The sequence below is a fragment of the Clostridium sp. genome (genome assembly GCF_050717545.1).
GTDB lineage: Bacteria > Bacillota > Clostridia > Clostridiales > Clostridiaceae > Clostridium_AD.
In genome coordinates this window covers 19,340-34,545 of the sequence record NZ_JBOITN010000029.1, presented here as the reverse complement: position 1 = coordinate 34,545, position 15,206 = coordinate 19,340, and the positions used below count along the sequence as shown (strand labels likewise).

Annotated in this window: 15 protein-coding genes; 6 read left to right on the top strand and 9 right to left on the bottom strand. The window is 29.4% G+C overall.

Features of this window, described 5'->3' with window-relative positions; all coding sequences use genetic code 11:
- The first annotated feature begins 164 nt into the window (after positions 1 to 164).
- A complete protein-coding gene (locus ACREVX_RS07285; RefSeq protein ID WP_431543509.1) occupies positions 165 to 1,385 on the top strand; it encodes an amidase domain-containing protein in 1,221 nt (406 codons plus the stop codon).
- 46 nt (positions 1,386 to 1,431) lie between these two features.
- Here the strand turns inward: ACREVX_RS07285 and ACREVX_RS07280 are convergent, their stop codons facing one another.
- Positions 1,432 to 1,797 carry a DUF4363 family protein gene (locus tag ACREVX_RS07280; RefSeq protein WP_431543508.1) on the bottom strand — a complete coding sequence of 122 codons (366 nt, stop codon included), beginning with the start codon at positions 1,795 to 1,797 and terminating at the stop codon, positions 1,432 to 1,434.
- Positions 1,798 to 1,824: 27 nt separating this feature from the next.
- Positions 1,825 to 2,526: a DUF421 domain-containing protein gene (locus ACREVX_RS07275; protein WP_431543507.1), complete on the bottom strand. Its 702-nt coding sequence runs from the start codon at positions 2,524 to 2,526 to the stop codon at positions 1,825 to 1,827.
- 250 nt (positions 2,527 to 2,776) lie between these two features.
- Between ACREVX_RS07275 and ACREVX_RS07270 the strand changes: the two genes are divergently transcribed.
- Complete coding sequence (locus tag ACREVX_RS07270) at positions 2,777 to 4,111, top strand: ferredoxin reductase family protein (protein ID WP_431543506.1); 1,335 nt, start codon at positions 2,777 to 2,779, stop codon at positions 4,109 to 4,111.
- 215 nt (positions 4,112 to 4,326) lie between these two features.
- On the opposite strand, the gene ACREVX_RS07265 is transcribed toward ACREVX_RS07270, so the two are convergent.
- From ACREVX_RS07265 to ACREVX_RS07250, 4 genes are all read right to left on the bottom strand, one after another.
- Positions 4,327 to 5,163 carry a carbohydrate ABC transporter permease gene (locus ACREVX_RS07265; protein ID WP_431543505.1) on the bottom strand — a complete coding sequence of 279 codons (837 nt, stop codon included), beginning with the start codon at positions 5,161 to 5,163 and terminating at the stop codon, positions 4,327 to 4,329.
- Positions 5,163 to 6,047: a carbohydrate ABC transporter permease gene (locus ACREVX_RS07260; RefSeq protein ID WP_431543504.1), complete on the bottom strand. Its 885-nt coding sequence runs from the start codon at positions 6,045 to 6,047 to the stop codon at positions 5,163 to 5,165. Before ACREVX_RS07260 ends, ACREVX_RS07265 begins: the two co-directional genes overlap by 1 nt.
- Positions 6,048 to 6,150: 103 nt before the next feature.
- On the bottom strand, positions 6,151 to 7,446 hold the full coding sequence (locus ACREVX_RS07255; protein ID WP_431543503.1) for an ABC transporter substrate-binding protein: 1,296 nt from the start codon (positions 7,444 to 7,446) through the stop codon (positions 6,151 to 6,153).
- 349 nt (positions 7,447 to 7,795) lie between these two features.
- A complete protein-coding gene (locus ACREVX_RS07250; RefSeq protein ID WP_431543502.1) occupies positions 7,796 to 8,050 on the bottom strand; it encodes a hypothetical protein in 255 nt (84 codons plus the stop codon).
- 327 nt (positions 8,051 to 8,377) lie between these two features.
- Between ACREVX_RS07250 and ACREVX_RS07245 the strand changes: the two genes are divergently transcribed.
- Positions 8,378 to 10,144, top strand: coding sequence for a peptidoglycan D,D-transpeptidase FtsI family protein (locus ACREVX_RS07245; protein WP_431543501.1), 1,767 nt, complete (start codon positions 8,378 to 8,380; stop codon positions 10,142 to 10,144).
- Between the two features lie 94 nt (positions 10,145 to 10,238).
- On the opposite strand, the gene ACREVX_RS07240 is transcribed toward ACREVX_RS07245, so the two are convergent.
- The 3 genes from ACREVX_RS07240 to ACREVX_RS07230 all read right to left on the bottom strand — a co-directional run bounded on the left by ACREVX_RS07240 (position 10,239) and on the right by ACREVX_RS07230 (position 12,562).
- Positions 10,239 to 11,633 carry a L,D-transpeptidase family protein gene (locus ACREVX_RS07240; protein ID WP_431543500.1) on the bottom strand — a complete coding sequence of 465 codons (1,395 nt, stop codon included), beginning with the start codon at positions 11,631 to 11,633 and terminating at the stop codon, positions 10,239 to 10,241.
- A gap of 231 nt (positions 11,634 to 11,864) precedes the next feature.
- Positions 11,865 to 12,194: a hypothetical protein gene (locus ACREVX_RS07235; protein WP_431543499.1), complete on the bottom strand. Its 330-nt coding sequence runs from the start codon at positions 12,192 to 12,194 to the stop codon at positions 11,865 to 11,867.
- 131 nt (positions 12,195 to 12,325) lie between these two features.
- Positions 12,326 to 12,562, bottom strand: a complete 237-nt coding sequence (locus ACREVX_RS07230; protein ID WP_431543498.1) for a PspC domain-containing protein — start codon at positions 12,560 to 12,562, stop codon at positions 12,326 to 12,328.
- Positions 12,563 to 12,968: 406 nt separating this feature from the next.
- On the opposite strand from ACREVX_RS07230, the gene ACREVX_RS07225 reads away from it, so the two are divergent.
- The 3 genes from ACREVX_RS07225 to ACREVX_RS07215 all read left to right on the top strand — a co-directional run bounded on the left by ACREVX_RS07225 (position 12,969) and on the right by ACREVX_RS07215 (position 15,186).
- Entirely contained in the window at positions 12,969 to 13,160 is a 192-nt protein-coding gene (locus tag ACREVX_RS07225) for a hypothetical protein (protein ID WP_431543497.1), read from the top strand.
- A 333-nt stretch (positions 13,161 to 13,493) separates the two neighbouring features.
- The gene (locus tag ACREVX_RS07220; protein ID WP_431543496.1) at positions 13,494 to 14,834 is read left to right on the top strand and encodes an HD-GYP domain-containing protein; all 1,341 of its coding nucleotides are present in this window, start codon (positions 13,494 to 13,496) and stop codon (positions 14,832 to 14,834) included.
- A gap of 103 nt (positions 14,835 to 14,937) precedes the next feature.
- On the top strand, positions 14,938 to 15,186 hold the full coding sequence (locus ACREVX_RS07215; RefSeq protein ID WP_431543495.1) for a hypothetical protein: 249 nt from the start codon (positions 14,938 to 14,940) through the stop codon (positions 15,184 to 15,186).
- The last annotated feature ends 20 nt before the right edge of the window (positions 15,187 to 15,206 follow it).

The window sequence follows — 15,206 nt, the reverse complement described above, 5'->3', positions numbered from 1 at the left end:
CTAATTGAACTTTTCAATTTTATGAACAATTTCTTAAAATTTCAAATTAACTTTTCTTTTATTTTTGCAAGAAATTCTATTAATGTGGAATACTAAAATTAATATTATTTTTTAATAAAAATACAAGGAGTATTTTATGATATAGAAAGGAGGTGTATAATTTCATGAAAAAATATATTCACAAAATTGGAATTTCAATTATTACTTTGTGTTTTATCTTATCGGTATGTTCCTTTTGTTATAAATCTAATACTCTTAATATCAGTAAATATACAACTATTCCCATGATAGCTTCCTTAACTCCTGATAAAACTGAAATAACAAAAGTACTCCAGGGTATTTATAAAGATAGATGCTCCATGTTTATTACTAAAGATATTACTAATCTCTCTTGTTACTATGATACCTCCCAAAAGCTTGGAAAGTGGAGCTTGGAGCATGAAGTTAAAAGATTTAGTTATTTTAATGAGTGGTCAAATCAAAGGGGTATGAATTTTATAAAAGTTGAATCTACTCCTAAAGTTCGAAAAATCACTAGTACTCAAAGAGGTCTTAGATTGTTAGTGGATGAATATTATAAATTCGAATATTCTTATAAAAATGATATAAAGCCTACTATAAATAGTTTTGGAGTTGGATTGACACACTCTATGGAAATAATTAAAAAAGATGATAACTGGATAATTTTTTCTGATTGGTATTTAGATTGCTTTGAAGATGCATTAAAATCTTACTCTGGAGAAATAAAAGGGTTCAAATTACCTGATGATAATAATTCTATTTATAAACTTGGAAATAAGCCTAAAATAGCATCTGAAATTAAGATTGTTGCCAAAGGTCATTATGACAAAACAAATGCAGTTAAATATGCTGATAAATATTGTGGAATACCATGGGCAAGTGGAAATTCGACAAAATATAATAAAAGATATACCAACTATACTGGCATTGGTGGAGATTGTACTAATTACGTATCACAATCGATGGGAGATAAAGAAGGTGGAGGTCTAAAATTTGATAGTGCTTGGAACTGTACTTACAAAAAATATGATGGTGCAGACGGAAGTTCAGCATGGGTTAATGCTGATGCCTTTAAAAATTATTTAACTTATAGTGGTAGAGGAAAAATAATGGCAAAAGGCACATTTAAGGAATTAATTTCTCCCTTACCAGGGTATCCATATGGTGCCATACAAAAACTAGATATAGGAGATCTTATATGTTATGCCAAAGGTAATGATATAGATCATTTTGCTATTGTCACAGGGTTTGATTCTCATGGCTATCCTCTTGTTGATACACATACTATTGATAGATATCATGTTCCATGGGATTTAGGATGGGGAGATAAAAACATTAAATTCTACTTAATACATGTGAAATAGATTCATAATAATTCCTCATACAAATTTATAGTATGAGGAATTATTATTATCTTGTTAGTTCATCCCAATTTTCAATAATTTCATTTAATTCTATTATTGTGCTACTTTTATCTTCACTAACTATTGCACCTTTAAGTCTAGCAATATTTAAATTTATATTATACAATTCATCTCTTTCAACGCTAAATTGAATTCTAGGAATAATCTTTTTCCAGGCATTATCAATATTAAGGACATCCTGCTCAAGCATATCCCATTTTTCAACTTTTGCATGTTCTATAGATAACTTTGTATAAGCAACTACATCTTCTGAGGAATTCAGAGGTTTTTTAAAATAATTACCTCCTAACATTAATAATATAAAGGCTGTCAATGTAACAATTGGTATAACAAATGATATAAATTTTTTCATAAGTTTAAGTTACTCCTTTATTTTTTTCTATTTTTTTTGCTTTATGTGATCTTTATAAAGATCTATATGTAAACCACTCTCTGCATTATAAATTGCTAAAAAAACATCAGAAGTATCATTAATACCTCTCTTCTTTAAATTATTAATTATCCACCTTTCATTTCTATTAATGCTAGATAAGTTATCTTGCACAATAAATCCGTCGTAGATTATTTCAACATCAATACTTGCAGTTGATGTTTCGATATTTAAATCCTTTGGCGTAACCGGCTCACATTCAGGCTTCTTTAATATGGACAATTGACCATCTTTCTCAAGTACTGCATAAGATACATCTGACAAATCAAAAACATCCTTATCTCTTAATTGCGCTAGGAGATCACCTATTGTATAACGATATTTTTTCATAGATTTTTCAAGTATTTTTCCATTTGAAATAACGATTGTGGGTTCACCATCTAGAAATTTTTCAGCAGCCTTTGATTTAAGCGTAATTAATTGCAGAATATAGCATAAGGCAGTCCAGGTAATTAATCCTACCCAATGAGACCATGCTGTACTGGTTAAATCAGTAGTTAGAGTAGATGCAGTGGAGCCTATAGTTATACCAACTACATAATCAAAAAAAGTTAGCTGACTAATCTGCTGCTTTCCGAGAATACGAGTAAATATTAATAAAGTAAAAAATCCGATTATCCCTCTTACTAGCACTATTAGACCTTCATTCACTATTACCACTCCTATCAATTCTATTTTAACCAAATTTATTATTTATATGTTACAACTTCTAAATATTTTTGAATTCATATCCAATTTCACTTTCTATTATTGACATTATCTTCACATTTTGTGTATAATTCATAACAGGAATTGTTAATTAGAATTTAGTGAAATTTTTATGATATATTTATATTATTTAACATAAATATATCATAATATAAAAAGAAATGATAAAATTATTAAAAGAGGTGTGTTATTAATGAAACAGAAACGTTCTCTTATTATTATATTTTATATATTATTAATTATTTTACCCTTTGCCTTATATCTTAGAAATAATTCTACCGGCGGCATTGATATTCAATATGCTTTGCCAGCTTTCTTTGGCTTAACAGCATATACTCTTTTTAATTTCGAACTTTTGTTAGTTTCAAAAAATAAATTTCTGGATAAACATTTCGGCTTGGACAAATTATATAGATTCCATATGTTTATTGCAGTAATAGCTTTAATTTTATCTTATTTACACAAAATTTTAAAAGAAGAATTATTCTCAGAATCTTTTAAAACACAATTAGGAGATATATCACTTGTAATTTTTATATCAGTTGCCATATTCAGTATACTTATGATGATAAATAAGCTGTTTTTCAAAATTCATCTAGCAGAAAAGTTAAGAATATTTTTAAATAATACTCTTAAAATTAAATATGAACATAAGGTATTTTTGCATAACATAATGGTAATTGCCTTAATAATGCTTATAGCTCATATATTGCTTGTGGATTCAGTTAAATCAAATTTAGCATTAGAACTTACTTTAATAATTTATTTTGTAGTGCCTTTTATTTCTTATTTGTATAACAAAATAGGAAAGATATATTTTAGTAAAAAACATAAATATGAGGTTTCTGAAGTTATTAAGGAAGCAAACAATATAATAACTTTGAAATTCAAACCTAAATCCGGAAAAATATTCGATTATGTGCCTGGTCAATTTCTTTATGTAAGAGTAAGTAATCATGAGGTTCCTGGAGATGAACATCCTTTTACTATATCATCTTCTCCCTTGGAAGAATCTTGCGTTGCTATTACAATTAAACAGCTAGGTGATTTTTCAAATAAAGTACACAAAATTAAAATTGGCGATAGAGCTTATATTGATGGCAGTTATGGCAGCTTTTCTTATCTTAAGAAAAATAACATTAATAAGCTTTGTTTCTTAGCTGGCGGTATAGGAATTACTCCTTTTCTAGGGATGCTTCGTTATATTAATGTAAAAGATAAAGACATATCAGTTAAGCTATTATGGGGCGTGAGAGATGAATCCGAGATTATTTGTAATGAAGAATTTAGAGACTTAAGCAATACTATAAATGATTTTGAATTAATACCAGTGCTATCCAATACTCCAAATTATAGTGGCGAGACAGGCTTCATAGATATAGAAAAAATAAAAAAGTACGTTAAGAACATAGATGATTACGACTTCTTTATATGTGGTCCTCCTATAATGCTAGATGCTCAAATTAAAAACCTTAAGGCTCTAGACGTACCAAATAAAAAAATTCATTACGAGAATTTTTCAATTTAATAAACATAGGAAAAGGATATATCAAATTAGATATACCCTTTTCCTATGTTATATCTTCAAATAGAATAAGCCCAATCAGGTTAGACTTTCTTCTAAATAATGAACGAGCTATTTCATTAGAATGATAGTCAAGCCCTCTCATATCCTCTATTATTTAAAACTTTAAAGCAGTTGTAGCAGTTACTCTATCTACTTTAGCCACATCTTTTTATCAATTACTTGATTGACCCCTGCATTACGCCACTAATTATATGTTTCTGTGCAAATGAATACACTATGAGTAGTGGTAAGATTGTAAGTAACAGTGCTGGTATTAGAAGCTCCCAATTATTCATGTAAGTTCCGTTGAATACCTTCATTTTTATGGGCATAGTATAAAGATTATTTTTGTTTAGGATAAGTGAAGGCAATAGATAATCATTCCATATCCACATTACATTTAGTATTCCAATAGTCGTTGATGTTGGAGTAAGTATTGGAAACACGATTTTAAAAAATGTCTTAATGCGATTACACCCGTCAATTAATGCAGCTTCTTCTAGTTCAACGGGAATAGACTTAATGAAGCCATGATAAATAAAAACTGAAAGTGCGCTGCCGAATCCCGCATAAAAAACAATCAACAAAGGGAACGGCACCGTTTCAATTAAGTTTAATTTGGCCCCATATATATACATTAGGGGAATCATGACAGACTGAAAAGGAATTATCATTGAAGCCACTAGCAGTGAAAAAAATACCTTGCTTAAAGTGCTATTGTTTCTTACCAGATAGTAGGAACACATAGATGAAAATAACAATATTAATATTGTACTTGCAACTGTTATCAGAAGGCTGTTTGAAAAAGTAACTAAGAAATCCATTTGTTTTATTGCTTCTTTAAAATGGTCTAAATTTAATGTTTTAGGAAAGGAAAATGGGCTTTGCAGTATTTCTCCATTATTTTTAAAGGAATTTACAATAATTAAGAAAAATGGAAATACAAAAATTGCAAAAGCAAGAATTAAAAATACATAAGTTATAATTTTACTTATTAATTTTCTATTTGCCATTACGCTTCTACCTCCCCTTTCTTACCAATATACACCTGTATACCAGAAATTATAGCGACTATTAAAAATAACATGATTGCTTCCGCTTGCCCCACACCATAGTTATTTTCAACAAATGCTTTCTTAACGATATTCATTGAGACCATCACTGTGCTATTGTATGGACCACCCGCTGTTAGGGAATAATTTATATCGTAGACCATAAACCCACTCTTTAAGGTCATAAATAGAGTAATTACAAAGGCTGGCCTCATTAATGGCAATGTAACTTTTATAAGCCTCTGCCAAGCATTTGCACCATCAATAGTTGAGGCTTCAATTACGTCTTTTGGAACATTTACCAAGCCTGCAATAAAAATAAGCATCATGTATCCGGACAGCTGCCAGACGGTAACTATAACTATAGACCAGAAAGCCATTTTCTCATCGCCAAGCCAACCTAACCTAAGAGATTCAATTCCTAACTTTGCTCCTAAGGTTGGTAAGGTCTGAACAAATATAAACTGCCATATATAACCAAGAACTAATCCCCCGATTAGATTCGGTGTGAAGAAGGACGTTCTAAAAAAACTCTGTGCCCTGATTCCTGTAGTAACAAGATATGCTAGGAGAAATCCAATAGCATTAACACATATAACTGTAACTATAACGTACTTGACCGTTAACCACATTGAGGTCCAAAATTGGGGATCACTAAATGCAACCTTATAATTAGCCATTCCATTGAACTCTGGTGTACTCAAAACTGTTGGCATATTCATAAAAGTCAGATAAATTCCATATGCAAATGGAATCAATATAGCAACAGAAAAAACAAACATGGTTGGAAAAGTAAAAAGCATCTGCTCACCAAATTTTTTCAAAGGTTTTTTTTCGGATACCATTAGTTTTACCTCCACTTCTAAATATAATTTAATTATAAAATTTATGGGTGAGTTTAAAACTCACCCATATCATTAACTCACAATTATTATTTAATTGTATATTTTATTTCGTCTTGGTTTTATAATAGTCTACGAAGCCTTTTGCCAATTCTGCGCGGGTTTCCTTCTTACTAATATACTTCTGAACATGTGCTGCAATTACATCACTATATTCAGCTGCGCTTACGTAGTTTGTACTGAAAGGCATTGTCTTGTCATTTGCTATAGCATCAGATATAGCTATACCTAAAGGATTGGTTACCTTGTTAGGGTTACTCTTAAAAGCAGAAATTATTTGGGACTTGTTTACTATAAAATCCTGTCCTGTTTTATCATCTACCAACCAGTTTAGGAATTTCTTTGCTGCTTCTTGCTGAGCCGAAGTAGCCTTTTTATTGATCAATATTACTTGTGTTGGACCGGCCACGAGTTTATTGTTCATTGAATTGTCTTCGTTGTTATCTACAGGAACAGGCATTAATCCAAATTTATCACCTGCAACTGCCTTAAGTGAATCATATGCCCAGTTTCCGTTGAACAGTATAGCACTTTCGCCCTTACCTACTGCCAAATGAGCATCATCATAGTATTGTCCAAGAGGACGGTCTCCATATTTATTATATTGCTTAGATGCTAACAAATCCATGGTATCATAATACCCATTCCATGCTGCATTTCCAGTAAAATCAAACTTTCCATCAACCATCTGAGCTTCTACTTTGCTTGGATCACTGTCTTGATTGATAAATTGCGTGCTGTAGTGATTAGCTACAGACCAAGCTTCTGTTTGATAAGCTATTGGGTATTTAACACCTGAAGCTTGAATTTTATCAAGGAGTGTCTTAAACTTGTCTCGTGTATTTATAGTGGAAGGATCAAAAGTACCACCTACTGCTTTATCAAGTACTTTCTGATTGTAAACAAGTCCAAATCCTTCTATTGCAAATGGAAAACCTACAACCTGACCTTGAGGATTTTTAAAACTATATACTGTATCTTTATTCCATTTCTCATTTGTTAAATCAGCACCAAAATCCTTGTATTTATCTAAAACCGAATTTGGCTCCATCATAGCAAGTGTAACTACTTTACCAGATGCTGTAAGTTTATCAAAGATATTTACTGTATCTCCAACAGCCACCGAATAAGGTTCAACAATAATATCAGGATTTGCGGCCATAAAATCCTTTGTAGCCTGTTCAAACTGGTTAGCTATCTCACCTTTTCCATTGGTCATAATAATTGTAACTTTCTCTTTTGCTGTACTTTTGGAATCATTTGGTGCTGGTGTTGATGAACTACAAGCTACTAAAGACAAAGAAAGTGAACATGCCAAAATACTAGTTAAAATTTTTTTCATATTTTCCCCCTCAAATTTTATTGTTTTGTACATTTAATTATTGTAAACCATTTCTTACAATTTCATTATACTACACATATATCATTTATGTCAACCGTATGACATTGTTTATTTTACCATTTTTATAAACTAATTGTTCTATCTTAATATAAGGATTTTTGATATATATATATATGTCCTTACTATTTAATTATTCTGCATACGCAACAAAACAGAACCATCATTCCTGACGATTCTGTATTATATTATTTTATCTTTTATGTACTATTAAAAACCTATTCAGATTTAACTTCACTTCATCTTTTAATACAGAATCCTGTACAGGTCTATAATTTTTAAAATTCAAGAGTCACCGGTCAACGGAATACAAGGTATCAAATTTAATTTCTGATACTTCTTTTAATGTTGACTCTAATGAATCCATCTTTGCTTTCATCCATTTTTGTTTCGGGTCTAACTCTAGCTCAATCTTTTTTAACCTGTCAATTATATCCTTAATCTCTTCTACATTTTTTTTATTTGATGCTATATCACTTTTTATACTAGTGATATCTTTGTTAGCTCTATCTATTGTAGCTATAATACTTTTTCTATACTTTTCCATAAGTAACACCCCCTATAAATGTATATTCAATTATCATGAACAATATTACAATTAAAAAATGTTGTAATTTAAAAACTACTCTCATAATAAATTACTATTTTTCCCAAGCCACAGTTACCCAAACAAAGAATAAGCATGGGAAGGTTGTAACGTAACCGATCCTAGCGCCAGAATGTTATCGAATTATGGCGCCAGTGGTAAATAATAATTACAATTTTATTTATGAAACATTTTTACTAACTTGTTTAATTTTTCAAAATGATTTATACTTATTATGGAAGAATTAATGAGTATGAATCAATTTGAAACTAAAGGTTGGTGGTTGAATTGAAAAAAAATAAACGGCTTGGTAAAAAATTTTTCATCGTAGGTATAGTGTTTTCTTTATTCTTTATTACCCTTGTAGGAAGATTAGTTTATGTAATGGCTATTAATGCTACTAATTACAAAACACTAGCATTACTGCAGCAAAATAAAAGTATAGCAATTGCTCCCTTGAGAGGAAAAATTGTGGACAGAAATGGTTTTGACTTAGCATTAAGTGTTAATGTTTATAGGGTAGATGCTGATTTAATTGTATTAAATAGGTATTTAGTTGATAATAAAATACCTGAAGAACAAGCCTGTGAAAAATTGTCAAATATTCTTAATGTTAAAAACAGTGATGTTAAAAAAATATTAAATACCAAAAACAGTAATGGCCAATTGCTCCAATTTATATCATTGAAAAGAAATGTTGAGCAGGGAATTATAGATTCTATTAATAATTTGAAATATAAAGGAATAATAATTTCAAGTGATGTTACAAGGATATATCCAAATAATGATTTTTTATCTCAAGTTATAGGTCACACTAAGTTAGATGGTTCTGGAGTTAACGGAGTAGAACTAAGTTACAATAACGAATTAGCAGGTATCCCTGGTGTGAAATTAGTTGAACTAGATAGAGCTAGTAATTTATTGCCTTATACAGAGGCTGTAACGGTTAACCCTGTAAATGGAAATAATTTGACATTAACTATAGATGGACGTATTCAAGCGTTAGCTGAAAAAGTGGCCAAGGAAACATTAACAGAAAATAGTGCAAAGTCTGTAAGTATAACAATTATGGACCCAAATAATGGTGAGGTTTTAGCAATGGCAAATTCACCAGGTTATAATTTAAATGATCCTTATGTTGAAGGGAATACAAATAGTCAAACTGCAGAAACGTGGAAGAATAAAGCGGTAAGCGATATATTTGAGCCTGGATCAATCTTTAAGGTTATAATGGCGGCAGCGGCTCTTCAATATAATTCTGTAACTGATAATGACAGCTTTTTAAATAATGGTAGTATTAAGATAGGCAATCAAACACTGTATAACGATAATAAAGAAGAGTATGGTCCTGAAACAATTTCAGATATATTAAAAAACTCTGACAATGTTGGATTTATAAAGCTGGGCCAGATGATTGGAAAAGAGAATCTTTATAAGTTTGTAAGTGATGCTGGAATTGGTAAAAAAACTAATATAGACTTACCTGGGGAGGGTTCTGGATTAATAAAGGATTTAAAAAGTATTACACCACTTGCTCTTGCTACGATGTCATACGGACAAGGTGTTGCAGTTACACAAATACAATATATGGCCGCGTTTAATGCAGTTGCTAATGGAGGTACATGGATGACACCTCACGTTATGAAACAAATGTTTCATAACGTAGATGGTAAAAAGGTTGTGGACAAGCAATTTGTTAATCTTAACAAAAGAAGTATAATGAGCAGTGATAAAGCAGCAAAATTAAGAACTTATTTGGAAACAGTTGTTAAAGAAGGAACTGGAACTGCCACATATATAGATGGTTATCATATAGCTGGGAAGACTGGAACCGCTAATGAGGTTGATAGTGTCAGTGGAGGTTATAGCAAGGGTAAATATATATCATCTTTTGTAGGCATGGCACCTGCGAGTAATCCAAAAGTAAGCTTAATAGTTACTATAAAAGAACCGAGCTCTTCAAAATATTATGCAGCACAAACAGTTGTACCAGCAGCACGCAAGCTATTTTCAGAATTATTTACAATACTTAATATAGCTCCAGATAACAAATAAGAGGTAGATCACTACCTCTTATTTGAAAATTATTTAATTATTTGTTTTTAGTATTAGTATTGTTTGTATTATTTCAGTTTGCTACTAATAAGCTTTATTCTTCATAACAGATAATAGGAGTTCCTTCTTCTATATTATCAAAAATTATTTTAGCTAAATATATTGGAGCATTTATACATCCATGGCTTCCTCTCGTCTTATATATTTCTCCTCCAAACGAATATCTCCAACTTGCATCGTGTATTCCTATATTTCCAAAAAAAGGCATCCAATAAGTTACTGGAGCTTCATACCCAGGTCCAGTTAATGTTGCTCCCTTTTGTTTATAATTGAGCATATAAGTTCCAATGACAGTAGAATGTCCTCTATTGGGATTTCCCGTTACTACATAACCTTGTGTAATAAGCTTTCCTTTTTTATAAAACCATAAATACTGTCTTGTTATATTAACTTCTACATAAGTATTGCCTATTTCATTTTCTGCCCTATATAAAGCCTTCTGAGTATATATAGGTTCTTTTTCAAATACATTACCAAGTTTTATATTTTCTAATAATGCTTCTGTTTCAGCATCACCATTAATTTGCCATCCATAAAGTCCACCACTAACTTCTACTATTTTACCCATAGAGGTTTTAAAACTTCTTGCTATTCCAACGGTATCATATTTTCTACTCAATTCTCTAACATATTTCCTAACTGCTATTTCACTTATAATCGGTTCTAAATTTTTATCAATACTAAGCCACTCTTTTATTACATTTCCATCTAATATTTGCTTTTCACTTCCAAATTTATAAGTAATTTTTGCTTTCACATACTGATTTAGTGAATTTTTAGTTTCAAGAGTTTTATCAGAACTTAAAGTGAATATTGGATTTTCATAACAAAGGTTTTCATTTAAATCTAATTTTCTAACTCCTTTTAATATGCCTTCTTCTATATCTTCATATAATTCATCTTTAATTATCTTATTTCCACAAATTTCTTCAATAACTTTATATGACCCAAATGCATACTTAAAGTTTACATTTTGAGGTTCTATAATCTTTGTATTTAAACAATTTAATCCATTTATCTTATTTTGTAACTTCTTTTTATTGTATACAAATAAATTTGGAACATTATATTCTCGCTCCTTAAATATTGAATTTAACCATTTAAATGAACTTTTTCTAAGATAAACTTTATCAATGCTATTTTTTTCGTTGTACTCCATCCCTATATCTTTTCCTAATATTTCTTCTATTTCGCCATTTCTTTCTGCGAGCATCAGCTTATAACCTTTAACATAACTTCTAATTATATACTCTGTATCCTCATGTGATTTTAAGGATACATCTATTCCATTTATTACTGTATTAAAAAAGAAATGTTTAGAAAAATATAAGGAAACAAGTAAATATATTAGTAAGATTGAAGCTATTAAAATAATAACATTTCCTGTACCCTTACTATTAAAAAACTTTTTTATATCAACATTCTTCATACGGATTTATCCCTTTCGTCAAAAATTTAAATATATTAACTAATTTATAATATGTTTAAATTTTTGATTTTAAAACTAGATATTTCCAATAAATTAAAATATCCAATAATAAGGTTGTGACGCCATAGCAATAAAACCATATTTAGGGCTAAATAACATTGTAATGTTACAAAGCTATATTCCTACAGAATATAGAAATATAGCTTAATAATTATACATAACTTTATAATTTTACTTTCTATTTTTAATTTCATTATATTCTGTATAATAAGATAATAATCTTTCATAAGAAGCTAACACTTCCTGCGGAATATCTACATGAGCTATAAATCCTTTTCCTTTTGGACCATATCCATTTTCATCATCTCTTAATCTTGGAATTTCCCCCATAATTAAATCAATAAATCTAGCCTTATCCCATAATCCTTTTATTTTATCATTTGCATATTCATAATCGATGCCAGCTACTTTTACTGTAGGTATAAATGGAAAGTAGCTTATAATCAATGTTTTTTCTTGCTCCCAGAATTTTAAAAAAGAGGCATAACTTCTTAATTGCATTGTAGGATCTTGAATTAATATTACAGATTTCGGAATTCGATTTGAGATAAATCGTTTATATCACGTTTTGATAAAAATGTAATAATATTATTAATATCATTTACTATTTCAAGCTCAATTAGATAACTCATTTATAATTCTTTATATAAATGAGAAGCGTCACTACTATCACCAATATGAGTATTATTATTTACTGGCAAAACAACACAACATATTATATAAAATAATATACCCATACCAAAACATAATGTTAAAAGTACCCATGCTAATCTGACGAGTGTAGAATCTATATCAAAATACTCGGCAATTCCACCGCAAACTCCATCTATTTGTTTATCAGTAGTAGACTTATATAATTTTTTTTGCATAATTCTTCCTCCATTTTAAATTTATATTTTAACTCTTACATTATAATCAATCTTTATATTTTAAACAGAGCCTTATATATATATCTTATATTTATTCTTATCTTTTCGTTTAGCTTCATTATAATTTGCTTTTTATCACTTTATAATTATTATAGTATAAATTTGCATAACTATCTATTCTTTTAAGAGACATCTGACAAACTTAAAATACTGTAGTAAAATGAATATGAAAAAAAACTAAATATATCCGCCAATAAAATCAGAATTAGTGAAAGCATAAGAGAATACTTTTGGTTTGTCTTATATTTTTTAAAGTGTTTTATTTACTGTAAATTTTTCTTTTTAATTCTACTATTAGAAATGAATACATATAATATAAGAATATACATTATTAGGAGGATTAGCGATGATTGTAGATATAAGTAAGGAAGAAATGAGTATTATTACTAATGCGATGTCAAATAAAATCATTACCAATACTGAATTTTTGAAGTTTGCTTCATCACAAGAATATGTTGATTCATTAAATAGTGAAATAAGTGGACTACAAAGATTATATGATAAATATACTGTGATGGCAAATTTGATTTATGAATAGTTATACTCCATTTCATTTATATTTTATAATGTAGTGTATTACTACTCGTAATAATAATTCCTGTTTTGCATACCCTTACTACTTCATATTTCACCGTTTACTCACAAACACCAACTCCCTAAAACGTCATCCTTTATTTAGAATCAAAATTCAGTATTTTTTAAAGAAATATCTAATTTACTTTACTTGTATTTTTATAATTTTTTTGGATATGTTATGTTCTTTTTGTAAAATTAAAGGAATATATATCTTTATTGTATAATATAGTTAATAGGCTATTTCATATTGGTAATATATTTCAATTACTTTTTATAATAATAAAATAAAAACTTTATGGAGTTACAGGTATTACTTAGAGTATATGATTTTTTTAAAGGGGATGTATTTATGAGGAAACAATTTTCCGTAAACTTAGGTAATTTGCTATTATCTTTATCAGAAGTAACAAATTCAGCAAATCCTTTGGTTACACAGCATCAACATAGAACAGCATTTATTGCACTTGAGTTAGCGAAATTTTCCAATTTAAAACCGGAAATCACTGAAAACATTTTTACAGCTGCATTATTACACGATATTGGTGCAATAACAGTTGAAGAAAAAATAGCTATTCATAATTTTCAAAATATAGATGAAAATATTCATACCATAAGGGGAGAATTATTATTAGAACAAATACCATGGTTAAGAAAGATTTCCAAAATAGTAAGAAATCATCATAGAAACTGGAATGATTGGGAAGAAGGCATAGAAAATCCAGTAGTTTTTTCATCCCAAATCATCTTGTTATCTGATTATGTGGAGAGGCTAATAGATATAAATAAATATATTTTGCATCAAAGTAATGATATAGTAGAAGTAATAAAAAAAATAGAAGGAACAATTATCAATAAAAAGATAGTAGATTATTTCGTTGATTTATCTAAAAGAGAGGAATTTTGGTTAGATCTAACTTCTCCACGTCTATATTCATTACTATTAAACAATGGTCAATTTAACAATATACAAATAGAATTGAATGATGTATCATTAATATCTAATTTATATCGAGATTTAATAGATTTTAAGTCTCCATTTACTGCTACTCATACATCAGGCGTATCTGAATGTGCTGTAAATTTATCTGAATTATTTGGGCTAGCAGAATTTGACGTAAAGTCAATGAGGATAGCAGGAAATTTTCATGATGTAGGAAAATTGGTTATACCAAACAGTATCCTTGAGAAACCTGGCAAATTAACTGTGGATGAATTTGCAATTATGAGATGCCATACATATCACACCTTCAATACGTTAGATTCAATTGGTGGATTGCGTCGAATAGCTGAGTGGGCTGCCTATCACCATGAAAAATTAGATGGAAGTGGTTACCCCTTTCATCTTACTAAAGAAGAAATTGGGACCGGCTCTAGAATAATGACTGTTGCCGATATATTTACTGCAATATCCGAAGATAGGCCTTATAGAAAAGCAATGGATAAAGATGAAATTTATAAAATAATAAAAAAACAAACAGACGAAAAATTATTGGACAAGCGGATTGTTGAATTACTATTTGACAACTATGAAGCTATAAATACACAAGTAAAATCAAAACAATCAAAAGCATTAAATTTTTACCAAAAACGATTTCTGTCAATAGTTGATGAGATCAATCGTAAAAAAATCAAATAATTTTTTTATGTAAATAAAGATTGTATATTAATTATTTAGCACAAATCGCCATTCGAGGGGAGGGTATTATATAAAAAAAATAGAGGATTACACCCCCGATGAATTGGTTGCATTAACATCAACAATAGGAATTTTAATTAGTCATAAATTAAATATTATCCAAAGACTTGTTGTAGCCAGTCTCCTTTCTGGTATAGCTCAGGTCCTTGCTATAACTGCAACTCAAGAAAATCTCATAGCAAACCCAGATAATTTAGATATTGATTTAGACAGTACCAACAATGATTTACAATCGCAAATAAATGTACTTAAGAAACATATTAAGAAATTAGAGGACGATAAAAATATTTAATTAAGGGTTAATAATATTTA

Bases quoted from the DNA above. Each gene is read 5' to 3' on its own strand.
- ACREVX_RS07240 (WP_431543500.1), bottom strand. From the start codon at position 11,633: ATGAAGAATGTTGATATAAAAAAGTTTTTTAATAGTAAGGGTACAGGA.
- ACREVX_RS07255 (WP_431543503.1), bottom strand. From the start codon at position 7,446: ATGAAAAAAATTTTAACTAGTATTTTGGCATGTTCACTTTCTTTGTCT.
- ACREVX_RS07235 (WP_431543499.1), bottom strand. From the start codon at position 12,194: ATGCAATTAAGAAGTTATGCCTCTTTTTTAAAATTCTGGGAGCAAGAA.
- ACREVX_RS07280 (WP_431543508.1), bottom strand. From the start codon at position 1,797: ATGAAAAAATTTATATCATTTGTTATACCAATTGTTACATTGACAGCC.
- ACREVX_RS07260 (WP_431543504.1), bottom strand. From the start codon at position 6,047: ATGGTATCCGAAAAAAAACCTTTGAAAAAATTTGGTGAGCAGATGCTT.
- ACREVX_RS07270 (WP_431543506.1), top strand. From the start codon at position 2,777: ATGAAACAGAAACGTTCTCTTATTATTATATTTTATATATTATTAATT.
- ACREVX_RS07225 (WP_431543497.1), top strand. From the start codon at position 12,969: ATGATTGTAGATATAAGTAAGGAAGAAATGAGTATTATTACTAATGCG.
- ACREVX_RS07230 (WP_431543498.1), bottom strand. From the start codon at position 12,562: ATGCAAAAAAAATTATATAAGTCTACTACTGATAAACAAATAGATGGA.
- ACREVX_RS07250 (WP_431543502.1), bottom strand. From the start codon at position 8,050: ATGGAAAAGTATAGAAAAAGTATTATAGCTACAATAGATAGAGCTAAC.
- ACREVX_RS07285 (WP_431543509.1), top strand. From the start codon at position 165: ATGAAAAAATATATTCACAAAATTGGAATTTCAATTATTACTTTGTGT.
- ACREVX_RS07265 (WP_431543505.1), bottom strand. From the start codon at position 5,163: ATGGCAAATAGAAAATTAATAAGTAAAATTATAACTTATGTATTTTTA.
- ACREVX_RS07220 (WP_431543496.1), top strand. From the start codon at position 13,494: ATGGAGTTACAGGTATTACTTAGAGTATATGATTTTTTTAAAGGGGAT.